The organism is Corynebacterium sp. c8Ua_99 (assembly GCF_039907185.1).
GTDB lineage: Bacteria > Actinomycetota > Actinomycetes > Mycobacteriales > Mycobacteriaceae > Corynebacterium > Corynebacterium jeikeium_D.
On the sequence record NZ_JASBOG010000006.1, the window covers coordinates 39,683 to 65,638 of the forward strand.

At 59.6% G+C, this 25,956-nt stretch carries 23 protein-coding genes; 6 read left to right on the forward strand and 17 right to left on the reverse strand.

What is annotated here, in order from left to right; genetic code table 11:
- Positions 1-39 precede the first annotated feature (39 nt).
- Complete coding sequence (locus QKE19_RS04925; protein WP_016422123.1) at positions 40-801, forward strand: hypothetical protein; 762 nt, start codon at positions 40-42, stop codon at positions 799-801.
- A 4-nt stretch (positions 802-805) separates the two neighbouring features.
- Here QKE19_RS04925 and guaA read toward each other — a convergent pair whose 3' ends face one another.
- The 4 genes from guaA to guaB all read right to left on the reverse strand — a co-directional run bounded on the left by guaA (position 806) and on the right by guaB (position 6,990).
- Complete coding sequence (gene guaA, locus QKE19_RS04930) at positions 806-2,380, reverse strand: glutamine-hydrolyzing GMP synthase (RefSeq protein ID WP_347890500.1); 1,575 nt, start codon at positions 2,378-2,380, stop codon at positions 806-808.
- A 13-nt stretch (positions 2,381-2,393) separates the two neighbouring features.
- Complete coding sequence (locus tag QKE19_RS04935) at positions 2,394-4,142, reverse strand: GMC family oxidoreductase (protein ID WP_347890501.1); 1,749 nt, start codon at positions 4,140-4,142, stop codon at positions 2,394-2,396.
- A gap of 119 nt (positions 4,143-4,261) precedes the next feature.
- Positions 4,262-5,410 (reverse strand): GuaB3 family IMP dehydrogenase-related protein, encoded by a 1,149-nt coding sequence (locus tag QKE19_RS04940; RefSeq protein ID WP_016422120.1) that lies wholly within the window; start codon positions 5,408-5,410, stop codon positions 4,262-4,264.
- Between the two features lie 50 nt (positions 5,411-5,460).
- Positions 5,461-6,990: an IMP dehydrogenase gene (gene guaB / locus QKE19_RS04945; RefSeq protein ID WP_016422119.1), complete on the reverse strand. Its 1,530-nt coding sequence runs from the start codon at positions 6,988-6,990 to the stop codon at positions 5,461-5,463.
- 263 nt (positions 6,991-7,253) lie between these two features.
- Between guaB and QKE19_RS04950 the strand changes: the two genes are divergently transcribed.
- Positions 7,254-7,622, forward strand: a complete 369-nt coding sequence (locus tag QKE19_RS04950) for a DUF5319 domain-containing protein (protein WP_038629374.1) — start codon at positions 7,254-7,256, stop codon at positions 7,620-7,622.
- 137 nt (positions 7,623-7,759) lie between these two features.
- The gene (locus QKE19_RS04955; RefSeq protein ID WP_016422117.1) at positions 7,760-8,083 is read left to right on the forward strand and encodes a WhiB family transcriptional regulator; all 324 of its coding nucleotides are present in this window, start codon (positions 7,760-7,762) and stop codon (positions 8,081-8,083) included.
- Between the two features lie 119 nt (positions 8,084-8,202).
- On the opposite strand, the gene groL is transcribed toward QKE19_RS04955, so the two are convergent.
- The 10 genes from groL to QKE19_RS05005 form a co-directional block, all read right to left on the reverse strand.
- Positions 8,203-9,807 carry a chaperonin GroEL gene (groL, locus tag QKE19_RS04960; RefSeq protein WP_070595940.1) on the reverse strand — a complete coding sequence of 535 codons (1,605 nt, stop codon included), beginning with the start codon at positions 9,805-9,807 and terminating at the stop codon, positions 8,203-8,205.
- Positions 9,808-9,826: 19 nt separating this feature from the next.
- Positions 9,827-10,126, reverse strand: coding sequence for a co-chaperone GroES (groES, locus tag QKE19_RS04965; protein WP_005510054.1), 300 nt, complete (start codon positions 10,124-10,126; stop codon positions 9,827-9,829).
- 156 nt (positions 10,127-10,282) lie between these two features.
- Positions 10,283-10,927: a hypothetical protein gene (locus QKE19_RS04970; protein WP_070595939.1), complete on the reverse strand. Its 645-nt coding sequence runs from the start codon at positions 10,925-10,927 to the stop codon at positions 10,283-10,285.
- A 103-nt stretch (positions 10,928-11,030) separates the two neighbouring features.
- Complete coding sequence (gene tsaD / locus QKE19_RS04975) at positions 11,031-12,110, reverse strand: tRNA (adenosine(37)-N6)-threonylcarbamoyltransferase complex transferase subunit TsaD (protein WP_070438201.1); 1,080 nt, start codon at positions 12,108-12,110, stop codon at positions 11,031-11,033.
- 58 nt (positions 12,111-12,168) lie between these two features.
- On the reverse strand, positions 12,169-12,597 hold the full coding sequence (locus tag QKE19_RS04980; protein ID WP_042388422.1) for a hypothetical protein: 429 nt from the start codon (positions 12,595-12,597) through the stop codon (positions 12,169-12,171).
- Positions 12,598-12,652: 55 nt separating this feature from the next.
- On the reverse strand, positions 12,653-14,389 hold the full coding sequence (locus tag QKE19_RS04985; RefSeq protein WP_347890503.1) for a pyruvate dehydrogenase: 1,737 nt from the start codon (positions 14,387-14,389) through the stop codon (positions 12,653-12,655).
- A 38-nt stretch (positions 14,390-14,427) separates the two neighbouring features.
- Positions 14,428-14,907, reverse strand: a complete 480-nt coding sequence (gene rimI / locus QKE19_RS04990) for a ribosomal protein S18-alanine N-acetyltransferase (RefSeq protein ID WP_150960779.1) — start codon at positions 14,905-14,907, stop codon at positions 14,428-14,430.
- Positions 14,904-15,554 (reverse strand): tRNA (adenosine(37)-N6)-threonylcarbamoyltransferase complex dimerization subunit type 1 TsaB, encoded by a 651-nt coding sequence (gene tsaB, locus QKE19_RS04995; RefSeq protein ID WP_049169958.1) that lies wholly within the window; start codon positions 15,552-15,554, stop codon positions 14,904-14,906. Before tsaB ends, rimI begins: the two co-directional genes overlap by 4 nt.
- Before the next feature lie 30 nt (positions 15,555-15,584).
- Positions 15,585-17,198, reverse strand: coding sequence for a bifunctional alanine racemase/tRNA (adenosine(37)-N6)-threonylcarbamoyltransferase complex ATPase subunit type 1 TsaE (locus QKE19_RS05000; protein ID WP_016422109.1), 1,614 nt, complete (start codon positions 17,196-17,198; stop codon positions 15,585-15,587).
- Positions 17,195-18,865 carry a bifunctional ADP-dependent NAD(P)H-hydrate dehydratase/NAD(P)H-hydrate epimerase gene (locus tag QKE19_RS05005; protein WP_016422108.1) on the reverse strand — a complete coding sequence of 557 codons (1,671 nt, stop codon included), beginning with the start codon at positions 18,863-18,865 and terminating at the stop codon, positions 17,195-17,197. The genes QKE19_RS05000 and QKE19_RS05005 overlap by 4 nt, the downstream gene beginning before the upstream one ends.
- Before the next feature lie 24 nt (positions 18,866-18,889).
- Between QKE19_RS05005 and QKE19_RS05010 the strand changes: the two genes are divergently transcribed.
- Positions 18,890-19,966: an alpha/beta fold hydrolase gene (locus QKE19_RS05010; protein ID WP_347890504.1), complete on the forward strand. Its 1,077-nt coding sequence runs from the start codon at positions 18,890-18,892 to the stop codon at positions 19,964-19,966.
- Positions 19,967-20,185: 219 nt separating this feature from the next.
- Complete coding sequence (locus tag QKE19_RS05015; RefSeq protein WP_347890505.1) at positions 20,186-21,538, forward strand: HNH endonuclease signature motif containing protein; 1,353 nt, start codon at positions 20,186-20,188, stop codon at positions 21,536-21,538.
- Here the strand turns inward: QKE19_RS05015 and glmS are convergent.
- Entirely contained in the window at positions 21,521-23,395 is a 1,875-nt protein-coding gene (gene glmS / locus QKE19_RS05020; RefSeq protein ID WP_049193252.1) for a glutamine--fructose-6-phosphate transaminase (isomerizing), read from the reverse strand. The genes QKE19_RS05015 and glmS overlap by 18 nt on opposite strands.
- A 111-nt stretch (positions 23,396-23,506) precedes the next feature.
- Between glmS and QKE19_RS05025 the strand changes: the two genes are divergently transcribed.
- Entirely contained in the window at positions 23,507-24,358 is an 852-nt protein-coding gene (locus QKE19_RS05025) for a dienelactone hydrolase family protein (RefSeq protein ID WP_049169967.1), read from the forward strand.
- A 15-nt stretch (positions 24,359-24,373) separates the two neighbouring features.
- On the opposite strand, the gene QKE19_RS05030 is transcribed toward QKE19_RS05025, so the two are convergent.
- Complete coding sequence (locus QKE19_RS05030; RefSeq protein WP_049190377.1) at positions 24,374-24,655, reverse strand: hypothetical protein; 282 nt, start codon at positions 24,653-24,655, stop codon at positions 24,374-24,376.
- Positions 24,655-25,935, reverse strand: a complete 1,281-nt coding sequence (locus QKE19_RS05035) for a procyclic acidic repetitive family protein (RefSeq protein ID WP_253689089.1) — start codon at positions 25,933-25,935, stop codon at positions 24,655-24,657. Before QKE19_RS05035 ends, QKE19_RS05030 begins: the two co-directional genes overlap by 1 nt.
- Positions 25,936-25,956 lie beyond the last annotated feature (21 nt).

The window sequence follows — 25,956 nt, forward strand, 5'->3', positions numbered from 1 at the left end:
CAACAATCTATAGTTCCATCGCTACTAAAATTAAGAAGTATGACAGATTCCAGCCGGCACCAACACTCTTCAGGCTCTTACCAAGACGGGGCCGAACGCACGACAAAATTTATCAATAGTCCCGTGCGCCTGGGGACGGCAATTGGCGTCACCACCGCAGTGATCGCACTGCTCGCATTGCTTAAAGCCCACATCATCGGCTCCATTGGCTGGTGGATCATGATAGCGCTTTTACTGGTACTCATCGGCACCACACTTTTCGTGCGCCAGGCAAAAACACCCACCAAAGAAACTCGGCCCTCCTACTTCGCAGAGCCGATGCGTGAGTCACCAAACGACATCTCGTGGAATAGCAGTATAAGCGTGCTGCTCATCTTCCCCGGAGCATGGATCATTGCCGCCGTCGCCGAACGAATTTCCTCTACACCGGTCGCCTGCATAATGACCCTAGTTCTGTCCGCCATCACCGCTACCTGCGCAATCCTGCCGCGGCAATTCGGATTCCTCCCTCTCGCCGCGCATCTTCCTGACAATTTCGCCCAGCGCTGCCCCTACCCCGCCGACTCACCAGAGGCCCGCATCCTCACAGTCCTCTTCATCGCACGTCTACGCGACGGCTACGTCTTCTTCACCGACCAGCTCCCCTATTTCGCCATGCTTGACGACGATACCGTGAGCGCAGCTCTCCACACCCTAGCCGCCGATAAGCGCATCACCATCGCCAAGAACAATTCGGCCCTGACGGAAAAGGGCCGTGCCCGCGAGTTTGCACAACTCACAGACACGGCCCTTGCCAACTAGTGGCTTACTCCCACTCAATGGTTCCCGGTGGCTTGGAAGTCACATCCAGGACCACGCGGTTGACCTCAGGCACCTCGTTGGTGATACGAGTGGAGATTTTCTCCAAAGTGTCGTACGGAACGCGGGTCCAGTCAGCGGTCATCGCATCCTCAGAGGAAACCGGGCGCAGCACGATTGGGTGGCCATAAGTACGACCATCGCCCTGGACACCGACCGAGCGGACGTCGGCAAGCAGGACGACCGGGCACTGCCAGACAACCTCGTCCATACCTGCGGCCGTCATTTCCTCGCGTGCAATGGCGTCGGCGCGACGGAGGGTATCCAGACGCTCCTCATCGACAGCGCCGATGATGCGGATACCAAGACCCGGGCCCGGGAACGGCTGGCGAGCGACGATTTCTTCCGGCAGCCCCAGTTCGCGGCCGACCGCACGGACCTCGTCCTTGAACAGCAGGCGCAGCGGCTCAACGAGGGTGAACTCAACGTCATCCGGCAGACCGCCGACGTTGTGGTGGCTCTTAATGTTGGCGGTACCAGAACCGCCACCGGACTCAACCACATCCGGGTACAGGGTGCCCTGGACCAGGAAGTCCACGGTCTCGCCCTCCGGAGCGCCCTCCAGCGCCTGTGCGACAGCGCGCTCGAAGGAGCGGATGAACTCACGGCCGATGGTCTTACGTTTGGTCTCCGGATCGGTGATACCAGCCAGAGCATCCAGGAAGACCCTGGAATCGTCGACGGTAATCAGCTTCGCACCAGTGGCGGCAACGAAATCCTTCTCAACCTGCTCGCGCTCGCCCTGGCGCAGCAGCCCATGGTCGACGAAGACACAGGTCAGACGGTCACCAATAGCGCGTTGCACAAGCGCGGCGGCAACTGCGGAGTCAACGCCGCCAGACAGACCGCAAATTGCGCGACCGGTCTCACCGACCTGATTACGGACCTGCTCAATCAGCTCTTCCGCGATGTTAGCGGCAGTCCAGTCCGGCTCCAGGCCAGCAATCTCATACAGGAACTTCTCCAGAACCTGCTGACCATACGGCGAGTGGTTGACCTCCGGGTGGTACTGCACACCGGCCATGCGCTTTTCCAAGCACTCGAAAGCCGCTACCGGAGCACCCTTGGTGGACGCCGTAACGGTGAAGCCCTCCGGTGCCTTAGACACCGCGTCACCGTGGCTCATCCACACCTCGTGTGCCTCCGGCACACCAGTGTGAGCGACACCGCCACCGTCGACGACGTTCAGCTGCGTGCGGCCGTACTCACGGTCACCGGTAGCAGCGATCGTGCCGCCGAGCACCTCAGTCATCGCCTGGAAGCCGTAGCAAATACCAAACACCGGAATGCCCAGCTCAAGCCACTCTGGGTTGAGCTTCGGGGCACCTTCGGCGTAGGCACTGGACGGGCCGCCGGACAGCACCAGCGCAGCCGGGTTCTTGGCCTTAATTTCTTCGGTCGTCGCATCATGCGAGACCACTTCGGAATAAATTTTTGCCTCGCGCACACGTCGCGCGATGAGCTGCGCATACTGCGCACCGAAGTCCACGACGAGGACGGGCTTAGTCACCTGTTCAGACACGCCCTAAAGCTTATCAAGACTTACGGACTGCAGGCATACCCAGGTTCAGTGCAGCCGGAGCATCTTCCGGCACAGCCGGGTTCACCGGAGCAATCGGATCCAGTCGCACGTAGGACTCACCCTGCGCCGGACGCTGATCTTCCTCGCCCTTGTTCGGCCACAGCGACGTCGCACGCTCCGCATTCGCGGAAATCGACAGTGACGGGTTCACTCCCGGGTTGGCTGCCATCGCCGAACCGTCGTGAATCGAGAGCGTCGGGTAACCCCACACACGCAAGTACGGATCAACGACGCCGTTTTCGGGCGAATCCGAAATCGTCGCGCCGCCAATGAAGTGAGCTGTCAAAGGAATGTTTGCCAACTCACCGATAGTGCCGCCAGCCAGCACGCGACCATTCCGACCACGTGCACTGAGCTTGTCCGCCGCACGTTGCGTAGCTTCGTTACCCGACGGAATCCACGTCGGATTCGGCTCCCCCTCGCCCTGCTTACTCATCAGGAAACGCACCGGCCCAATCTTCTGCAGGTACGTCGTAATCGAGTTGTCGCGATTCTGCATCACCAGAGAAATCACGGTGCGCTGCGACCACTTACGCAGATTCACGAGCTGCGTCAGGTAGTTAGGATGCTTTACGACGGTTCCCACAGCCTGCAACCATCGCGGAGTCCGACGACCTCCTTCGGTCATAATCATCTGCAGCATTGCGATGGCATTAGAACCCTTGCCATAGCGCACTGGCTCGATATGGGTGTCCTCATCTGGGAAGAATGACGAAGTGATGGCTACACCGTTAGAGAAGTCATTTTCCGGGTCCACCTTCGTACCCATCGCGCCCAAAATAGCCTCGGAGTTAGTGCGGGTCAGCTTGCCCAAAGACTTCGGCAGCAGCGGCAAGTGCCCATCGGTCTGCTGGCGATGCAGCAAATTCTGGGTGCCCCATGCACCGGCGGCGAGAATGACGCGCTTAGCGCTAAACTGCTGCTTGCCCTTAGCTACCCAACGACCAGTGCGCTCAGTGTCAATAACCCAGGAGCCATCAGCCTGAGGATGCAGACCGGTAACGGTAGTGCGGTCAAAGACCTGCGCACCAAACTTCTCCGCCAAGTAGAGGTAGTTCTTAACCAGGGTGTTCTTAGCATTGTGACGGCAACCAGTCATGCACTCACCACATTCCGTACAAGCAGTACGGTCCGGGCCAATCCCCCCGAAGTAAGGATCGGAAACTGTTTGCCCCGGCGCACCCTGACCACCGGTCTTGGCGCCAAAGAACACACCCACCGGAGTCGAGCGGAAAGTATGGCCCACACCCATATCTTCGGCTACCTCACGCATGACGACGTCGGCAGGCGTGTCGGATGGGTTGGTGACCACCCCGAGCATGCGAGATGCATTGTCATAGTGCGGAGTGAGTTCTGACTCCCAGTCGGTAATGTGCCCCCACTGACGGTGCTGGAAGTACTCGGTGCCCGGCTTATACAGAGTGTTTGCGTAGTTAAGAGAACCACCGCCGACGCCGGCACCAGCGAGAATCATGACATCTTTCAACATGTGCACACGCTGGACACCAAAGAGTCCCAGCTTAGGAGCCCACAGGTACTTGTGAAGCCGCCAGCTGGTCTTGGCAAAGTCTTTATCTTCGAACCGTCGACCAGCTTCGAGAACTGCCACTCGGTAGCCCTTTTCAGTCAACCGCAAAGCAGAAACAGAACCACCGAAACCGGAACCGACGATTACAACATCGAAATCACGTTGTTTACTCATGGGAAAAGCCACCTTCTCTAAGGGCGTAACGCTAATGCGCGGAACTCATGTTCCTAACCCTAAGCGGAGGTGGCTTTTCAGTAAGGTAGTTTTGCGAAAAAACTATCCGATTACTTTAATTAAAAACCCTTTGGACGTACCGACAGCTCAACGCGGTGGAAGGACTTCAGGTTGGTAAAGCCGCACTTGGCCATTGCGCGACGCAGGCCACCGGCGAGATTGCGGTCACCGAACGGCGAAGCGGAAGGGCCAAACAGAGCCTCTTCCAGGCTGACCAATTCCTTCTCATCGTCGACGACCGGCCACACCGCACCGCGCGGGTACTTCGGATGTGCCGCAACAGACGGCCAGGCGTAGCCCTGCCCCGGAGCTTCGTGGACGGTTGCCAGCACACTGGACAGTGCCACAGCATCCGCACCGCAGGCGATTGCCTTGGCAATGTCACCGACGGTATCAATGCCGCCATCGGCAATGATGTGGACGTAACGCCCCTCGGTCTCATCGAGGTAGTCCTTACGGGCAGCTGCAGCATCCGCAATAGCGGTAGCCATTGGCACATCGATACCGAGCGCATCCGGGGACGTCGTAAAGCCCGTACCGACAATCACACCAGCGGCACCTGAACGCATCAGATGCAGCGCAGTCTGGTAGTCGACAACGCCACCGGCGATAACTGGAACGTCCAGGCTGCCGATGAAGTCCTTGAGGTTTAGTGGTTCACCCTGAGCCGTGACATGCTCTGCGGAAATCAGCGTGCCCTGGATAACCAACAAGTCGATGCCGGCCTTGATAGCCAGCGGAGCCAGCTCACGGGCATGCTGCGGGGAGACACGAACTGCAGTGATCGCGCCGGTTGCGCGAATCTCCTTGATGCGCTCAACCAACAGGTCAGTATCAATTGGAGCAGAGTGCAGTTCCTGCAGCTTGCGGTTCACTGCCTCGGATTCACGCTTGGTGGCGGCATTCTTTGCCAACTCCACCAGCTCGGCGATCTTGTCCTGCGCATCGGCGTGACGGGCCCAGATACCCTCGGCGTTGAGAACCGCCAAACCGCCCAGACGAGCAAACTCAGCGACGGATTCCGGGCTGGCGATGGCATCTGTCGGATGCATCATCATCGGGAGTTCGAAATCGTAGGCGTCAATTCGCCAGGAGGTATCGACGTCCTTGGACGACCGGGTACGACGAGTGGGAACGAGTGCAATATCGTCCAACTCGTAGGTCCGGCGTGCCTCGCGGCCAATACCGATTTCAACGATGTCGCGCATGAGCTTTCCTCACATGCCCTTTCCGTGGAATTTAACTCGACTAAGCCAGTTTAGCGCTGGTAGTAGTTCGGCGCTTCGACAGTCATCTGGATATCGTGCGGGTGCGACTCGCGCAGGCCTGCAGCGGTGATCTGGACGAACTGTGCGTCGTGCAGCTGCTCGACGGTAGCGGAACCGGTGTAGCCCATAGCTGCGCGCAGACCACCGACCAGCTGGTGAACGATGGAGTCGATGCTGCCGCGGAACGGAACACGACCCTCAATGCCTTCCGGAACCAGCTTCTCTTCGCTCTTGACATCAGCCTGGAAGTAGCGGTCCTTGGAGTAGGATCGCTTCTCACCGGTCAGGCCACGGCCCTGCATAGCACCCAGCGAGCCCATGCCACGGTACATCTTGTACTGCTTGCCGTTGACGAAGGTGACCTCACCCGGAGCCTCAGCGGTACCGGCCAGCATCGAACCGAGCATGACGGAGGATGCACCGGCTGCCAGAGCCTTGGCGATGTCGCCGGAGAACTGCATACCGCCATCGGCGATAATCGGAACGCCAGCCTTCTTAGCTGCGACAGAGGCTTCCATGATGGCGGTGATCTGCGGGGCGCCCACACCTGCGACAACGCGAGTGGTGCAAATCGAGCCTGGGCCGATACCGACCTTGATGGCATCTGCACCCGCGTCAATCATGGCCTGTGCAGCGCCACGGGTAGCCAGGTTGCCACCGATAATCTGGATGTTCTCGCCGAATTCCTTCTTAACGCGGGAGACCATCTCAAGTACACCTGAGTTGTGGGCGTGAGCGGTATCAACAACGAGCACGTCTACGCCTGCGTCAGCCAATGCGTGCGCGCGCTTCCAGGAATCCTCGCCGGTACCGATGCCAGCACCGACCAGCAGACGGCCGGAACCATCCTTGGAAGCATTCGGGTACTGATCCTTCTTGACGAAGTCCTTGACGGTAATCAGACCAGTCAGGCGGCCTTCGCCATCGACGATCGGCAGCTTCTCCACCTTGTGAGCGCGCAGCAGGTTCAGCGCCGCATCGCCAGACACACCCTGCTCAGCCACGACCAGCGGCATCGGGGTCATGATTTCGGAAACCTTGCGGTTCAGGTCTGCCTCAAAACGCATGTCGCGGTTGGTGCAGATACCGACCAGCTTGCCGTCCTTATCGACGACCGGCAGGCCCGAGATGCGGTAACGAGCGCACTTGGCATCTACTTCGGCGATGGTGTCATCCGGGGAACATGTCACCGGGTCGGACACCATGCCAGCCTCAGAGCGCTTCACAATCTCGACCTGCTGAGCCTGCTCCTCGATAGACAGGTTGCGGTGCAGGATACCCATACCGCCCTGGCGGGCCATGGCAACTGCCATACGAGCCTCGGTGACGGTGTCCATAGCAGCGGACACAACCGGAATGTTCAGACGCAGCTCACGAGTGAGCTGCGTCGAAGTATCAACGCCGGAGGGGATAACGTCCGAAGCATCCGGCAACAGCAGGACGTCATCGAATGTAAGGCCGACTAGTGGAATCTTGTTGGGATTGTCTCCGCCGAGGCTAATTCCCGTGGGGTTGGTCATGGACTCCTCCTGCTCCACCCTTGCCGACATCCGGCCAGGGGCGCTATCGCTTCGTGGTTGCCAAACGTTATATACAGGGTAGTCCTTCAGTGATGAAACGCGACAATTAGGCGGAGCGACAGGTGCCCGACAAGGGTTAGCCGAAAGCTAGCTGAGGGTTATTCCAAGGTGAACTAAACCCCAACTAAGTGCATCGCCAATCGACAGGATTGCCGTACAGAGCTGTTACGGTAGTGGTTGTGAACCACAACTTTTTCTCATCCATGCCGCGGGATCCGTTCGAAGGAGATCCCAATGACCCGGCAAGCTTTCTCGAGCCGGATGAGCCGTTTGCTCCACTGACAGACCAGGAACGTCGAGAGGTTCTTGAAGATCTGGCCGCAGTTCGCCTATTCCGTACCGCTTTGAGCCCAGAGGGATTACTGGGCGTCTGTATGTTGTGTGAGGACTGCGGTGACGAGCACTTTTACAACTGGGAGGTTTTGGAAAACCACTACCTGATGCTCCTGTCTGGACAGGCATCTCCGGTTCACGAGCCACAATTCGATCCAGACCCCTCCCGTTACGCCCCATGGGACTACTGCGCAGGCTTTGTCGACGGTTTGCGTTCTCGACGACCTGGCCGTTTCTAAAAATTTGGTAAGAGTTTGACGGAATTGTTTGCGTAGTATCCCGGCTGGCCTCCTTAGGTTTACCAACCGTTCATTGTTGGTCTCCACACTTGAGCTCACTGCTTCAAGAAAGCTCAATGAAGGAGACATCAATTCCGATGACGTACATCGACCACTTGCCCGGGCCCAATGCGGATTTGTGGGATTGGCAGCTGCACGGCTCGTGCCGCGGGCAGGACTCCGCGACCTTCTTCCACCCGGAAGGCGAGCGCGGACGCGCACGCAGCCTGCGTGAAGCCCGTGCGAAGGCTATCTGCCGTTCTTGCCCTGTTCTTATGCAGTGCCGTAGTCACGCACTCAAGGTTGGTGAGCCATACGGTGTCTGGGGCGGTCTCAGCGAATCTGAACGAAATGAAATCCTTCGAGCTAAGCCGGCTGCACGTGAACGCGAACTTGAACGCGTTCTAGTCACTGCCATGTAGTCCCTCTCCTCTCTCGGACTCCAGCCGGTTCACATAAAAACCAAAATGCTCCCCACCCTCAGATTGAAAGGTGGGGAGCATTTTACGTGCCAAAGGCCCGGGCACTAGCTCACTTGCGATTAGTGAGCGTGATCGTGCTCTGGTTCCTCTTCCGGCTTATCCACAACGGAAGCCTCAGTGGTCAGCAGCATACGCGCCACGGAGGTTGCGTTGACGACTGCGGAGTGAGTGACCTTGACCGGGTCAATGACGCCGGACTCAATCAGGTTCTCGTAAGTGTCAGTAGCAGCGTTGTAGCCGTTGCCGTTCTCCAGCTCACCAATGTGGTAGACAACGACCGCACCGTCCTTACCAGCATTCTCAGCAATCCAGAAAGCCGGACGGGTCAGAGCCTTGGCAACTGCACGGACACCGACTGCCTCGTCGCCCTCGAACTCGTCAGCGAATGCCTCGAGTTCACGGGAGATCTGCACCAGTACGGAACCGCCGCCGGCGATGACACCTTCCTGAGCTGCCGCACGAGCAGCGTTAATGGCATCCTCGACACGCAGCTTGCGCTCGTTGACCTCGGTCTCGGTAGCAGCGCCGACCTTAATGACAGCCACACCGCCAGAGAGCTTCGCCAGACGCTCTTCCAGCTTCTCGCGATCCCAGTCAGAGTCAGTGCGCTCAATCTCGGCACGGATCTGGTTACGACGCTCTTCCACAGCCTCAGCGGTGCCAGCACCGTCAACTAGGACGGTCTCGTCCTTGGTAATGGTGATGCGGCGTGCGTTACCCAGCACCTCAAGTCCAACGTCCTTCAGCTGCATGCCAGTGTCAGCCGTAACGACGGTTGCACCGGTGACAACTGCCAGGTCATCCATGAACGCCTTACGACGGTCACCGAAGTACGGTGCCTTCACTGCGGCAACCTTCAAGGTCTTGCGCATAGCGTTGATGACCAGCGCGGACAGAGCCTCGCCCTCGATATCCTCAGCCATGATCAGAGTCGGCTTGCCGGACTCGGCAATCTTCTCCAGAATCGGCAGGAACTCCGGCAGGGAGGAAATCTTCTCGCGGACCAGCAGCACCTGTGCACCGTCGAGAATTGCCTGCTGAGCCTCAACGTCGGTAATGAAGTACGGCGAGAGGAAGCCCTTGTTGAAGGACACGCCCTCGGTCACGGACAGCTCGGTGGCAATCGACTGCGACTCCTCCACAGAGACGACGCCGTCCTTGCCAACCTTGTCCATGGCACCTGCAACCAGGTCACCAATTTCAGTGTCGCGCGAGGAAACGGTTGCCACCTGTGCGATGGCAGCAGAGCTGCTGACCGAGGTGGCGCGCTGCTTCAGCAGCTCAACCGCCTTGTCGGATGCAGCGTGAATACCGCGGTTCAGCGAAATCGGGTTTGCGCCGGCTGCAACGTTGCGCAGACCCTCGTGGACCAGCGCCTGTGCCAGCAGCGTGGCCGTAGTAGTGCCGTCACCGGCAACGTCATTGGTCTTGACCGCAACGGACTTAACCAACTGCGCGCCGAGGTTCTCAAACGGATCCTCAACGTCGATGTCGCGGGCGATGGTCACACCATCATTGGTGACCAGCGGACCGCCGAAGGCCTTGTCCAGGACAACGTTGCGACCCTTCGGGCCAAGCGTGACCTTGACTGCGTCGGCAAGCGTGTCCACACCGCGCTTGAGGCCTTCGCGAGCCTCTTCGTTAAAAGCAATAAGCTTCGCCATGTGTGGGTACGTCCTCCCTTTAGTTCTCGATAACAGCCAGGATGTCGCGCTGCGACAGCAGCAGGTACTCTTCGCCCTGGTACTTCAGCTCAGTGCCGCCGTACTTGGAGAAGATGACGATGTCACCCTCCTTGACGTCCATAGGAATGCGGTCATCGTCATCGGCCCAACGACCCGGACCAACTGCGATAACGGTAGCCTCCTGCGGCTTCTCCTTAGCGGAGTCCGGGATAACCAGGCCAGATGCCGTGGTGGTCTCTGCTTCGTTGATCTGGACGAGGACGCGATCCTCCAGCGGCTTGATGTTGACGTTCGCCACGATGAATTCCTCCATACATGCGGTGATGTGATGTTCTTGTGCCGGTTGGTCTGCCGTGCACAGCCGTCGTCGCGGGTGAACAACTGTGTGTCAAACAACCTTCGTTAGCACTCTACCCCTGCAAGTGCTAACACTCAACAATAGTGAGCGCTAATGCTAATTGGTCAGCTTGTCGGGGTTACACGCCATACGACCGAACGCAGTAACCGTCATTCCGTGTTCCTTGATGTACTCATCGCTAAAGCACGGACCACCAGAACCGGTTGTGTAGTTACTGTCTGGCTCCCTCCTTTGCCAGGCACCTTCGTCCCATTGGTAAACCGCCAGTCCACCACTGTTTGCGCGCCCACCCAGCGCCCACCATCCGTCACAGGCGACGATCGTAAAGTTTTCCTCCGTAGTCGGGAACGCCGACGCCTCGCAATCCCCACTAATCGGATAATCGGGCGCAGCCGTACTCGTGGTTTCCCTCGTCTTGGTTTTCTCCGGCGACTTCACCTTCACGGTCTCCGTCGCAGTCGCAGTAACAGTGAGCTTCGGCGCTACTTCATCCTTGGCACCTGCACCAAACCATTGCTCACCTCGACCACTCACAACTAGGTAAAGCACCACTGCTACAGCGACGATCACCACAAGCAGCAGAGCGATGACTGCCCATAGCACTCCCCCAGCACGACCGCGCTGATGTTCAACTTGCGGTGCTTGCGGTACTTGCAGTTCGCCCTGCGGCGCAAACAGCTCAGTCTGATTATGCGAATTATCGGATGGCTGAAGTTCCCACTCGCTGTAGTCTTTACTCATTTTTGGGCAAGCGCTTTCCTGTAATTGTCCTGCGATCCATGGCACAGAAACAAGTCAAAGTCAGTTAACGAAACTTAACATGGATCCGAGGGGCAATCACTGCTTATTGCATTACAGGATCTTCCACTGGCATCGATGGGTCGGTCGGGCAGGCGTAGCCAGAGGGCTTGACCCCCGCGGCAATGAGGTAGGCGGCAGCTGCGCCAATCATGACACCGTTGTCGGTGCACAACTTAATCGGTGGCACGTGCAGCGTAATTCCCGCCGAGGTAGCTCGCGCCGCTGCGAGTTCACGCAACCTCGAGTTCGCAGCCACACCACCACCGAGCAGCAGCGTAGTGGCCCCCACATCCTGAGCTGCGCGAACGGCCTTCTTGGTCAATACATCGCAGACCGCCTCCTGGAAGGAAGCACAGACGTCCTCTACGGAGTATTCACGACCCTCCTTCTCTGCCGCCTCGACATAGCGGGCCACGGCGGTTTTCAAGCCGGAGAAGGAGAAGTCATGGCGCGCATCCTGCTGGCGCATCATGGCGCGAGGAAACGCGATGGCCTTGCGATTTCCCTGCTTAGCCAACTTATCGATAATCGGGCCGCCCGGGTAACCCAACCCAAGCAACCTCGAAACCTTGTCGTATGCCTCTCCGGCTGCGTCGTCAAGCGTCGATCCGAGCTCCTCCATCGGACGACCAACCCCCTGTACGCGCAGCAGCTGCGTGTGCCCGCCGGAAACTAGCAGCGCCACTGCGTTGGATAGATCTGCGCCATCGAGAGCTCCGACAGCAACGTGGCCACCAAGGTGATTAATGCCGTAGAAAGGCACACCCCAGGCGGCGGCATAAGCCTTCGCGCCTGCCGAACCGACCAGCAGCGCACCGGCGAGACCGGGTCCCACGGTAGCGGCGACGGCATCTGGGATAAAAGTATCGATACCGAGCTTGGCAGCTGCTTGCGCGCGCGCCTCGGAGACTACTGGCTGCAGGGCTTCCAAATGAGCGCGGGAAGCAATCTCCGGAACCACACCGCCGAAGCGGGCGTGCTGTTCCATGGAGGATGCGACGACGTCGGCAAGCACTTCCACCTCGGGAATGGCGGGGGTGCTGGTGTCGGTGTCGTCGTAGCGCACACGCATCACTGCAGCGCCAGTCTCATCGCAGGAACTCTCGATTGCCAGCAGGGTCAACTCGGTCATAGCAGTCATGGTACTAGCGCACCACCGGGTCACTTACCAGCGACCGAGTTTAAATTTCGAGGCGACCGAGGTTCCGCACAGCGGCACGCCAGAGAGCGTATTCCTCTGGGTAGTCATCGCGGTAGTGGCGCACGGCGCGCATACCGTGCTTAATACGCTCGATTTCCTCGTCGCCGATATCCTTGCCCTCGGCGTCGACAAATACGACCGTTCCGCAAATTGCGGTGGTGGGGTCGGTAAAGAAAGCCGAGTTGCCCGTAGCAGCCTCATTGCGGCCGAGGGACGCGACCGGATTCGGTTCAGCGCCCTCAGCCTTGGCCGTCGGGTTGTAGAGAGCGGCGTAATCGGCGCCGTCTTCCTGAAACGCCACCGAAACACGGTCGGAGGAAACTCCGCCGAGGAATGTAGCAGCGGCCTCCAACTCAAATTCGACGATGCGATGCGTCAGGTCAGGGTTCACCAGAAAACCTTTAATCATGGAAACAGAGGTACCGCACCGCACCCACTCCCGCATCTCGAGAGCGCTACCCCCACTATGGCCGCGGGATGTTGCGGAGGTTCGACCGTGCCATGTTGATCATCTGACCAACGCCGCCGCCGAAGACGGTGCGAGTAGCGGCCTTGGAGAATCCCATCAGCATGTCCCAGGTGATGTTTGCCGGGATGGACAGGGCATTCGGGTCGGTGATCATATCCACCAGCACCGGGCCGTCGTATGCCAGCGCCTCTTGAATCAGGCGAGGCGCATCGGCCGGATCTTCAATTCGGATGGCCTTGATACCCAACGACTCTGCGACTCCGGCGTAGTCCACTGCGTCGTGGTCGGTCTCGTGCTCCGGCAGCCCCTGAACCAGCATTTCCAGCTTGACCATGCCGAGCGAGGAGTTGTTGAACACAAACATCTTGATGGGCAGCTGCTCCTGCTTCACGGTGATGAGCTCACCGAGCAGCATTGACAGGCCACCGTCACCGTTGAAGGTAATGACCTGACGGTCCCGGTCAGCAGCCTGCACACCAATGGCCTGCGAAAGTGCATTGGCCATAGTGCCGTGACGGAAAGAACCAATCTGCTCTCGCTTGCCATTCGGCGTGACGTAGCGTGCAGCCCAGACATTGCCCATACCGGTATCGACGGTGAAGACGGCATCGTCATCGGCGTACTTATCAATCAGGTCGGCCACATACTCCGGGTGAATCGGGCGCATGTTCTCAACGTCGTGGGTGTATGCCTCGATGACGTGGCTGAGCAGGCGCTCGTGGTTCCGCAGCTGCTTGTCCAGGAAGGAACGGTTGGTCTTTTCATCCAGGTGCGGCAGGATGGTTTCAATTGTGGCAGCCACATCGCCGACGACTGGGTACTTCACCGTGGTACGACGACCGATGGCACGACCATCGATATCGACCTGTGCGACGTTCTTAGTCGGCAGGAAGTCGTTGTACGGGAAGTCAGTACCGAGCAGAATCAACAGATCAGCATCGTTGGAGGCATCGTGGCAGGCGCCGTAGCCCAGCAGGCCGGACATACCGACGTCATAGGGGTTGTCGTACTGGATGTACATCTTGCCACCCAGCGCATGTCCCACCGGCGACTTAATCTTCTCCGCAAGCTTGAGCACCTGTTCGCGGGCGTCCTTCACACCTGCGCCACAGAAAAGCGTGACGGTTTTAGCCTCGTTGATTGCGTCGGCAAGCGCGGCGGCCTGGCCGGCGTCAGGGAATACGACTGGGCGACCACTGCTGATAGTGGAGGTGACGAACTCATCATTTTCCACCTCATGCGTTGTAATGTCGCCCGGCAGAACCAGCACGGAAACACCGTGGCCAGTCATGGTCGACTGGATAGCGTGATGCAAAACGACGCCACCCTGCTCAGCGGAGTTGACCATCTCGCAGTAACCGGAGCACTCGTTGAAGATGAACTCCGGATGGGTCTCCTGGAAGAAGTTCGAGCCAATCTGTCGGGAAGGAATGTGCGATGCCAGCGCCAGCACCTTTGCGCCGTTGCGGTGGGAGTCATACAGGCCCTGGATGAGGTGGGTATTACCCGGGCCGCAGGAGGCCGCACACACTGCTAATTCGCCGGTGACCAGGGACTCCGCGCCGGCGGCGAAGGCGGCAGCCTCTTCGTTGCGAACGTGCACCCACTCAATGGAGGACTCGCGCACAGCGTCGACAATGGGGTTCAAACTATCTCCAACGAGTCCGAAGATTCGCTTGACACCCTGCTTCTCTAGGGTTTCTACGAGCTGTTTTGCAAAGGTTTTAGCCATGTGCCCGGTCTAACGCAGATTAGTCAATACGTCAACATCTAGCTGGCCGACTCAGGCCGACACATCGTGTACGCATCCGCCCCAGAGCCCGGATAATAGTTCTTTCGCAGCCCCATATTTTCGAAGCCATAGCGCCGATACATGGCGATTGCGGGTTCGTTATCTGTGCGAACTTCCAAAAACACCGGGCCCGGATCCTCCGCCACAGCTGCCATCAGCGCGTCCATCAGCTGCGCCCCAAAGCCCCGGCGCTGCCACTTCTTCCCCACCCCGATGGTGTGAATCTCGTATTCGGCGGCCCCCGCAGGCCCCAGCTTGGTAATCCCCGCATAGCCGCACAGTTCTTCGTCCCCGTCCGCCTCTGCGATCAGCCCGATGTAGAAATTGTTCGGCGCGGCCAGCTCTGCCATAAAGGCCGATTCCGGCCAGGGATCGTCGCCGGCAAACAGCTCCGCCTCAATCGCCGCACACGCCTTGGCCTCAGGAGGTCCGAGACGCACTAGCTTGACGACGCTCATCTCATAGCCTTCGGGACAACGGCATCCGGACGGCGCAAGTACAGCGGCACCAGTGGGCCCGGCGCGGAGTCAAAGTCGACCGCTTCAACCATGGCTGTCGGAGTGGGAAAGACTTGTTCGGCAGCAACCTCAAGCCCGGCAATTTGCTCGATGTGGCTGAGACTGCCGCGGGCCTGGCTCGGCGCGAAGTCGGCGGCTTCTGCTGCAAGTTCTTCCTTGAGCAGCTCCATGACGTCGGCTGGCTTGGCCACTCCCGGGCCGAAAACTCGCTGGCCATCGCGGTAGGCGGCGAAGTACACCTCGCGGCGGCGGGCATCGGTGACGACCAGTTCATCGCCAACGCCACCCGCGAGCGCATCCAGGCTGCAGATGCCGTAGCAGGGAATTCCCAGAGCGTCGGCGAAGGAGGCTGCGGTGGCCATACCAACGCGCAAGCCCGTAAACGGCCCCGGCCCACAGCCGACAACCACGGCATCTAGCTCGGTTGCCGCCACCCCACTGTCAGTGAGGCACTGCTGAATCAGCGGCACCAGCACCTCGTTGTGCGCACGGGCATCCAGGTGCAGCTTTTCGGCCACGGTTTCACCATCGCGGACAATTCCCGCGGTGACCTGTGGAGTCGATGTGTCAACGGCCAAAATGTTCATACTCAGTAACCTACTTGAACCGACTTGGAGCTACTTGCTCCACTTCCAGGTGACGACGCGGGCATCGTCGTCACGCGAACGATCGATACTCACCTGTAGATAGCGCTCGGAGAGCACCTCGGCGAGCCCCATTCCCCACTCGGCGACCACGACGCTGTCCTCGAGGTCGGTATCCAAATCGAGCGAGTCCAGCGCATCGAAGGCCTCGCCATCGGAGCCGGGGCCCTCTTCGCCAAAGAGTCGATAGGCGTCGACGTGGATGAGGGTGACGCCGTCGGTTGCAAGCGGACGGTGCTCGCGGGCGATGGTGAACGTCGGCGACGTCACGCGACCGCGCACGTTCATGCCACGGGCGATGCCCTGCGTGAGGGTCGTTTTGCCCGCGCCGAGTGGGCCATCGAGAATCACCAGATCCCCAGCTGCCAACTCCCGGCCAATCTCCTCGCCGAGGTCACGCATGTCCTCTGCGGTTGGCGCGAGCCGGCTGCGCACCCACTTTCGCTCGCTACGCCCCTTCGGTGCGGTGAGGATTTCGTAGTTAATGGTGCCGGATGCCTCCGCGAGGTCATCGAGACCGGGCTCCCCCAGTGTGGGATCACCGACGATAACCGCAGTGTCGCCGGCCTCGACTTCGGTGTCGGGCCCCAGGTCGACGACGAATTGATCCATACACACGCGCCCTACCTGCGGATAGCGCGTGCCATTGATGCTGACCTCGAAATGCCCGGAGGCCGAGCGCATCATACCGTCGGCGTAGCCACAGGGCACGATGCCGATGGTGGTATCGCGGTCAGCTGTCCACGTCTGTCCGTAGGACACCGACTGCCCCGCCGGCAGCTTCTTGACCAATATGACCGACGCTTCCCACCTCATCGCCGGACGCAATCCATGGGTGATCCCCACAATTGGCTCGCCACCATAAATCGCCAGCCCTGGACGCACCATATCGAAGGCCAGGTCAGGACGTGACAACGATGCCGGCGAATTCGCCGCATGGTTAATCAGCTCGTCCAGCCCCGCCTCACGCAGTGCCGCAATCGCAGCACAGAAATTCTGTGCCTGCTTATCGACGCTCTCGTGGCCCGGCTCATCCGCGCACGCAAAGTGCGTGAAAGCACCGGTGACGTTCAGAGCACCGGTCTTGTGCAGCTCAACCAGCTGAGCGACCGCATGCTCAAAGTCCCCATTGGCCATAGAGAATCCCGAGCGCCCCAAGCCCGTATCGACCATCACCGTCACACGTGGTGTCACCGACAGCGCCCGCCCGGCATTGGCCACGGCCAGCGCATGAACCATCGACGGCAGACCGAGGTCAATATCTGCAGCCACAGCTCGCTGCACCAACGAGGTGGCCGCTGCGTCCCAGATCCAGGCAAGGATGGGGATGGCGTGGCCGTCGTCAAGCGTGGCGCGGAGTTCCTCGCGGAGGGAGAGCGCCTCGTCGATTGTTGCGACACCGAGCTGCGTTGCCCCGCCGGCCAGCGCGGCACGCGCGGTCTGCAGCGCACCCTGCGAGTAGCCGTCCGCCTTGACGACGGCCATGAATTCCGACACCCCTGCGATGGCCTTGACGGTCTTCACATTGTGGGTGATCGCGTCGAGATTAACGGTATGGGTCAGGATGGCTGGTGCCGAGGAAGTCATAGCCGTATTTTGCCACTGCTGCCTTCGTTGGTGAACCATGCGGTGGCATCTCGGATGGATTCGGCGATGTCCTGGGCGCTGCAGGGTGCTGGTCCGAACTCTGTCTGCGCGGCCAAAAATGCGGCGCGCGCATGAATAATTGCTGGTAGATAGAGGGCTTCGCCACGCGCTACCCAGGCGCCGAGGAGCCCGGACAGTACATCGCCAGAGCCCGGCGTGGCTGCCCAGGAGCTACCCGCGTCAATCACGACTGTGCGCTGCGTTGTCGGATTGACCATCACAGTGCGGCGTCCCTTGAGCAACACTTCGGAGGAGAACTGCTCGGCAAGTTCACGCGCATCTGCGATGGGGTTAGTGACCTCGTGCCCGGTCAGGCGCTCGAATTCACCGGCGTGCGGCGTGAGAACAGTGCGCAGGTTGCGCTCCTGGCCGCGCTCACGAACGAGCTGTCGGATGTCCTCATGCTTCGACAGCAGTGTCAGTGCGTCAGCGTCGATGACCACTGGTTTGTCAGTGGCCAGAATGTCTCGCAGTTCCTCGGCGGCTTTCTCATCAGTGCCCCGACCGGGACCGACGACCCAGGCATCGACGCGTACCTCTTTGCGATCCACCGAGTCCTGCTGCGTAATGACCGTCGGCAAGGCTGCGGTGATGCGGTTACGTGCGGCCGCGTCGCCGACATAGATGACCGCGGGACTGGTCGCATGCACGGCAGCGGTGACGCACAGCTGACCTGCGCCGGGATACGCCTCGCTACCGGCGGCGATTCCTGTAACTCCAGTGGAGTACTTGTGGTCTGCAGCACCGGGTTCGAGCGGGGTCATCGCGCCAAGTGGTGCCGGAAAGCTCCCGCCTAGGGCTTCGTAGAACTCCACGGTCGGAGTCTGGTGGTGGACGGCATTGTAGGTACCGTTTTCATAGAGCGTCTGCCCCAGTCCTGGAAGTTCGAGGGAGAAGGCATCGAGCGCAATTTCGTGTAATTCGACGGTGCCACAGGATTCGGACAGCGAGTGCGCGTAGCGCAGACCGCCGAAAGTCACCGTTGTCGTGGCCTCGACGTGAGATGGCAAGTACGGGTTCTGTCCCTCCTCCAAATCAGGGTCTGGATTGATGGTCTGGGCAGGCGGGTCAAAAGTACGCCCAGTATCGGCTTCTACGCCGCTCGGCACATCAACCGCGAGAATGGGAACTTTGCCCAACCGCGCTTCGCGCACCAACCACGCGGCCTCTTCACGCAGCGCGCCGTGACCTCCGAGCCCCACGATGCCGTCGATGATCAATGCGTAGTCTTCACTAATCGACCACAGAATCTTCGATAAATCCGTCTCCCGGTCACACCCCAACGGCAGCACCCGCCCACCTGCGAGTTCAAAAGCTTTCAGCGCCCGTTCATGCGGCTTCGAGCCCAGCAAAACCGCATCCACGCCATGCCCATCCGAGGACAAGTTTCGGCCAGCATAGAGTGCATCGCCACCATTGCCTCCCGATCCGACCAACAGCAGCACGCGACCGCGACCAGGCTCCGGAGATGCCTCTGAGAGCATCCGCTCCGCCACCTCCGACACAGCGGCGGCTGCGTGGCGCATGAGTTCGTCGTCACGCGTTTGTGCGTCCAGATAGGGCTGTTCCGCGGCGCGAATTTCGGCAGCTGTGTAGCAGTACGTCATAAACCCAGCCTACGATTAGCCCCTATGGATGACTACTCCCCGAGCACGCGAGTTTTCGGCCCTCTACTGCGCGCCTTTCCGCAGGCATACCTGCGCTCGTTGCGTCATCCCGAATGGATCCCCCACGGCGTGCAGGACGTTCGCGAAATCCTCGACGGCAAAGTCACTCCTGACCTGGACAGATACAACGGTCGCACACCAATTGTCCTGGTTCACGGCACCTGGATGAACTCGTTCAACTCCTTCGCCATGTTGGGGCCGTTCCTCGCCCGGAATCGCCCCGTATTCTCACTCGATTACGGCTCCGACCCCGCCGCGCTGGTCAGCCGTCTCCGTAGCGTCAAAGCCACCACCGATTTGAGCGATGCGCTCGCTGAAGTCACCGACCTTCTCGACCGCTTCCGTGCCCACCTCTCCCTACCCCGCATCGACCTCATCGGTCATTCCCAGGGCGGTCTACACTGCCGCAGTTACGCCAACGCGAGCATCGATTCGCTTTACGACGACGCCCTCAACCATGGCCTCAACGAAGAAGAAGCCGAGCAGTACGCCTCCGACAACAGCCCCGTGCGGGCAGTCATCTCTCTTGCGGGAAACCACCGAGGCACTACTGCGTGGGGCATGCGCCGAAGGCTCAGTGCCCTTGAGCGATGCGGCCTACCGATGCACAAACTCGTCGACCGCCTTGTCGGCCGTGCCTGCATTCAACAGCTGCTGGACTCTGACTACATTGCGACTCTGAACCGCGCAGCGCGTGGCATTACCCGACGTGGTCCGCACTACCTGAATATCGGCACCCCTTTTGACACCGTGGTTCGCCCGTGGACCGGCGCCTTTTTGCCCGAACAAGAGGGTCACCACATTACGAACGTCAACAATGCCACTGGCGGTGGCGACTGGTCTGATCACCTCGCACTGCTCTACTCCCCCAATACGCTCGAACGCATTCACGAGTTCTTGGAGGAACTGGATGGCGCTGAAGCTGGTGATGTCCCGCATCATCCGCGACAGCGAGTCCTGCCTATGTACGGCGCTCTGCCGACAGGTCTCGGGCGGCGGAGTCTCGGGCGGTGGGGTCTCGGACGGAGGGACCGGATCTAATTCAGCACAGAATTTTAGAACGTATTTCCAGAATTCTATTGACAGTTTTTCAAACAGGTGTACGATTTAGGTTGTAGGGAAAATTTGTAAGCGAAAGTTCTTTGTCTGGTGCACAGAAGTCGGCGGGACTGGTTGACACAGCCTCCACCACGCTTCTCTCCACCACAGAACACAATCTTCAATTCTCCGGCGGACACGTAGTAATCAGGGGGATAACCAATGTCATCGCCGCCCACAGAACTTCCAGCACCAGGTCAAAAGCCCTCATGGGCCAACCAGCAATCCGACGACCCGATTAGCATCGCGGCCCGTGCCATCAACGCCGCAGACCTTCAACTCATCGATATCTGCGCTCCCGGTGACGAGGTCGATGTCAATCACCATCTTGCCCGCATAAGCATTCGAACCGGCCTTAGCCGCGGCAAGTGTTCTACGCTGTGCGAAATTGCGCTGATGTTCGAACGCCTACCAAAAGTCCGGGCTCTCATCGAATCCACCTTCTGTTTCTCGTTAGCCCATCTCCGCGCCATCGCCAATGGCGTTGCCGGGCTGTCACCAGATCGGTTCGACACGGTAGAGCCCCATCTTTTGGAAATGCTCACTCCGACGCGACCTCGACAAGCAATGGTTGGTGTCTACACGCTGTCTCGTCTAATCGGCGACTTGGTTTCTGAGTACAACGACTGCGCCCGCAACGACGGCACCCAACGGGTTCCAGAAGGCGAAGCGGTCGCACTCGCCGACACGGGCGATGGCAAGCACAAAAAGGTCACAGCAATCCTTGAAAACGACCGCGCGACCGAGCTCATGGCAAGAATCCAGGGGATTCGCAACACCGCAATCAATCGCGGTGAACAGTGCACGCAGGCGGAAGCGCTACTACAGCTGGCACAGAATTCGACCAATGCCGAGATTGTCATCAATGTCTACCGCGAGGTCGGCGGTGGGCCAGCATGGATTGATGGCGTCGGCTGGTTGAGCGAGGTAGCCACCGAAGAATGGATTGCTCGCGCAACTCACATCCGTATCTCCGCCGATAGCAAGGTGGATGGTTACCGCCCCACCGAGAGCCAGGTGGCTCGCGTCCGTGGGCGTGACGGTACCTGCCGCTTCCCCGGCTGCGACGTCCCGGCAGCCAAGTGCGACCTGGACCATATTCAGCCGTATAACTACGACAATCCCGAGCAGGGCGGGCCGACTGACACGGAGAATCTGCACTGTCTCTGCCGCCGACACCACAACCTAAAAACGCACGAGGGCTGGAACATCGACAGGTACCCCGACGGAACAGAAGTGTGGACTTCCCGTGATGGAGACACCGCGACTAGCATTCCAGTTGGGCCGCTAAAGAACGTCGGCAAGCAAACTTTTCATCAGCGCGTGACACGGAAGATGAAGACGATTCAGAAACGCAACCTCGATTGGATGTTGTCATTTTGCGACGTACCTGACGAGGTCTGGGAGCTAACAGAGGAGGAAGAAAAACGCATCGAGTCCCTCACGGATGAAGAACTCGATGCGGAGATTGAGCAGTACCGACGAAAGCAGGACGAACTACTCGACGGTGACTGACTTAGCCAGGTTGCGCGGCTTATCGATGTCCTCGTTACCGCACTGGCGAGCGATCTCAGCTGCCAGGAACTGCATCGGAATCGTAGACAACAGCGGCTGGAGCAGCGTGGACGTCTCCGGGATTTCAATCAGGTAGTTCGCAAAAGGAACCACCGACTGATCCCCTTCTTCGGCAATCACGATGGTCTTGGCACCTCGGGCTCGAATCTCCTGGATGTTGGAGACAATCTTGGAGTGCAGCACGGCGCGCCCCTTCGGCGATGGCACTACGACGACGACCGGAAGATCATCCTCGATGAGTGCAATTGGGCCATGCTTGAGCTCGCCTGCCGGGAACCCCTCTGCGTGAATGTAGGCAAGCTCCTTGAGCTTCAGCGCACCCTCAAGTGCGACTGGGAAACCAACGTGTCGGCCGAGGAAGAGCATCGTCGGAATAGCACCGATTTCCTTGGCCGTGTCGATGAACTCATCGCCCTTAGCGACGACCTTGTCAATCAGTGCCGGGATGGTCTCCAGCTCTTCAAACTCGCGAGTGACCTCGTCCGGGTACTTAGTGCCGCGTGCCTGGGCAAGAGCCAAACCGACCAGGTAGTTTGCGGCTACCTGCGCCAGGAACGACTTGGTTGCAGCAACACCAATCTCCGGGCCGGCGTGCGTATAGAGCACGGCGTCAGACTCACGTGGAATCTGTGCACCGTTGGTGTTACAGACAGCCAGCACGCGGGCGCCCTGGCTCTTTGCGTGTCGCACGGCCTCAAGGGTGTCAGCAGTCTCGCCCGACTGCGAAATAGCGACCACCAGCGTCTGGCGGTCCAGCACCGGATCGCGGTAGCGGAACTCGGACGCGACCTCAATCTCGACCGGGATACGAACCCAGTGCTCAATGGCGTACTTGGCCAACAAACCGGAGTGGTATGCGGTACCACAGGCGACGACGAAGACCTTCTCGATGTCACGCAGATCTTGGTCACTCAGGCGGGACTCGTCGAGAACGATGCGGCCGTCAACGAGGTGACCGGCCAACGTATCGCGGACGGCGGCAGCCTGCTCGTGGATTTCCTTCATCATGAAGGAGTCATAGCCACCCTTTTCGGCTGCGGCGAGATCCCAGTCGATGGTGAATGGTCGACCCTGCTGCTCGTTGCCGGCGAAATCCAGGATGCGGTAATCATCTGCGGTGATGATGACGACGTTGTCCTGCCCCAGCTCCACGGCCTCGCGGGTGTGCGCGATGAAAGCCGCAACGTCAGAGCCGAGGAACATTTCGTTTTCGCCCACTCCGACAATCAGCGGAGTGGAGCGACGAGCAGCGATGATGCGATCCGGGTGGTCTGCATGAGTAAACAACAGCGTGAAAGCACCCTCGAGGCGGTTGAGCACGGACAGCGCAGAGGCCTCGAAATCACCAGCGGTAGATCCGCCGTCGGAACCGTCCAGGGCACGTGCGAGCATGTGCGCGGCGACCTCGGAGTCGGTTTCGGACTTCAGCTCAATGCCGGCATCCTCCAGCTCCTGACGTAGCGGAGCAAAGTTCTCGATAATGCCGTTGTGGACGATAGCCACCTTGCCGTCATAGGACTGGTGTGGGTGGGCATTCTCATCAATTGGGCGACCGTGGGTAGCCCAGCGGGTGTGCCCAATTCCGGTGGTTCCAGTGATTTTGTCGCGCCCATCCGCATCAAGGGCAGCCTCGAGGTTGGCGAGTTTACCGGCCTTCTTCTCTACAGTGATATGCCCCTGATCGTCGACAATGGCAACCCCCGCGGAGTCATAGCCACGGTATTCCATGCGTCGTAGCGCATCGACAGCAATATCCAGGGCGGGCTGATGGCCCACATATCCAACGATTCCACACATGCCCTACAGAATAACCCGCGAAGCGGAAAATCGTCATAACGAAATAGACATTCTCGCTCATCCTGGCACTTTTTCAGCAAAGGTATGCACCTTATAGTTAAGCTATTCACTGTGGCTGACAACTTGAAGACTCTGACATCTAATCTTTCCAAGCGTGGACCGCACCGCGTCATGGTCGGTGACCTAGCTTTTACTGGCCTGCCGGGAAAGGTCTACACGCCTGCCGAGGGCAATGGCATCCCCGGTATCGCCTTCGCACACGATTGGCGCACACCGATTGAGGAGTACCACGCCACGCTGCGTCACCTAGCTTCGTGGGGCATCGCGGTCGCTGCTCCGGACACCGAAAATGGCATCGTGGCAGATCACCGTGGTCTCGCCAACGATTTGGAGACAGCGCTCCAGATTCTCGCTGGTGTCCGCCTCGGTGAGGGCAAGGTCGTCGTCCACCCGAAGAAGCTTGGCGTTGCCGGTCACGGCATGGGCGCGGGTGTAGCCGTCCTCGCCGCTGCTGGTCACGACCTCATCTCCGGCGTTGGCTGCGTCTTCCCCGCAACTACCGCGCCTTCCTCCAGCGCCGCTGCAACTAATGTCTCGGCCCCGGGCCTCGTCCTGGCCCCTGGCGAGGATCAGTGGCTCGATCGCGGCAACCCGGCTCGCCTGGCTGTTCAGTGGAAGGGCGATGTCGTTTACCGCGAAGTAGACAAGGCTGACCAGGGCAGCTTCTCGGAAACAACTCTTCTCCGTCGTCTAGCGGGCTTCTCTTCCTCCAAGGTGAAGTACCAGGAGGTCGCGCGCGCCGCACTCACAGGCTTCCTGCTGGCCACGGTCGGTGACGACAAGAAGTACTCAGATTTCGCAGACCCGACCGCCACTATCAAGGGCACAACTAACCGCGACATGGAGTGGCTCATCAAGGAGCTGCCGGAAAACCCGGAGCACTCGCTGATTCCCGGCAAGTAGTCACTAGGCCACGCTTCAGGACACGCCCCGAATCGACTTCACCGTCGGCGTCCCTTTCCCCGCCCGCCCGAACAACCGCGTAACGGTTCCCTTCGGTCGGGCGGTTTTTTGTTGCTTTTCGACGCCCGCCGCCACCTCCCTCTCCTTAATTTCGCGTGCTTTACGACGCTCCTCCAAACCCTGCAATTCTTTCTGTGCCCTCTGTACCGCCGTATCGAACTCCTGCCTAGTCATTGCAGCAGCGTCGTAATAGGCCTGCCCAATCCGGTCATATTTCGCGGCATGCTTACTCCCCATTACCACTCACCTGCCGTTGGCGAATTGACCGCGCCCACAAGCTCCTGGGCGTTGGGCTGCTCAGGGGGCTCGGGCACAGCTGAAGCAGATTCCTGCACTGATGCTGCCGAATCCTGGGCTGGTGCTGGCTGCGGCTCTGCTTGTGGTTCTGGCTGCGGTTCCGCTCGCTGTTCTGCTTGCGTCTCCTGTGGCAGCTCGATTCCCAAGTGCTTTAGTTTCTCAGCTGGAGGAGGCGGTTCAGGAACATTTTCAGGTTCGGGCTCGGGTTCAGGTTCGGGCTTGGGTTCAGGTTCGGGCTTGGGTTCAGGTTCGGGCTTGGGTTCTGGTTCGGGTTCCGGCACACAGTCCTCCGGCGCAGGAGCTGGTGCTGGTGCTGGTGCTGGCGCAGGTGCCTGTTCGCACACTGGCTCTTCCGTCTCCGTGCACATGTCTAAGTTGAGCAGTGAGGACGCGACACTGCCTGCAACCCCGACAGCTCCCGCAATTCCAGCGATACTGGCCGCCCCGGCAGCGCCAATGGCACCTCCAACGGATATTCCAGCAGCAACGCCTGCCTCTATCCCAATATCAACGTTGGCAACGACCCCAATTCCACCAGCGGTAGCACCGTTGCCACCGGTTACAGTAGCTCCTTCGCCACTCCCAGACTCAGCCACCTCTGCACAGGCCGCCGAGGTAGCACCCGAACTGGCTGGAACAGTAGGAGGCTGCGGCGGGGTGGCGACCACCGCGGCCTCAGTGTCACACGCTGCCTGCTCAAGACACTGCTCGATGCAACTATTACGCGCATCGTAGAGCTGACCAGTGGAGTCGACGAGACTGTTACACACCTGCTGGGCCACTTGTGCGGCTTCGGCGCCGACCTCCGGATCGTCGACAAGCGCTTCGCACTGAGAGAGGATGCCGTCGGTTTGCTCAGCCATATCTTCGGCCTGCTTCTCGCAATCCTCAAGGACCTCGTCGACTTTCTTGCCGCACTCGCCGACGCTCTGCGCGCCATTGGCGGACTGCTCATCCTGATTCGCACAGTCCTGCGCAGCTTTATCGCAGCGCTCCTTGGCGGCGTCGGCGGCATCGCCTTTCAAACCGCCCCAATCGAAAGCCATAGCAATAGTTATCGCGGAGGCTATCAACCCCACGGAGTTAGAGAACTTGGACAGGGCGCTGCCCTTCCAGCCGTCAGCGCGTCGCACCTTATCCAAGACTTTGGGCAGATTCTTGCCGATGCCGCCAACCCCGCGCTTGGCTCCAATACGGCTTCCACGGCCAATAACACGCACCAATATCGGAAGAATTCGAGC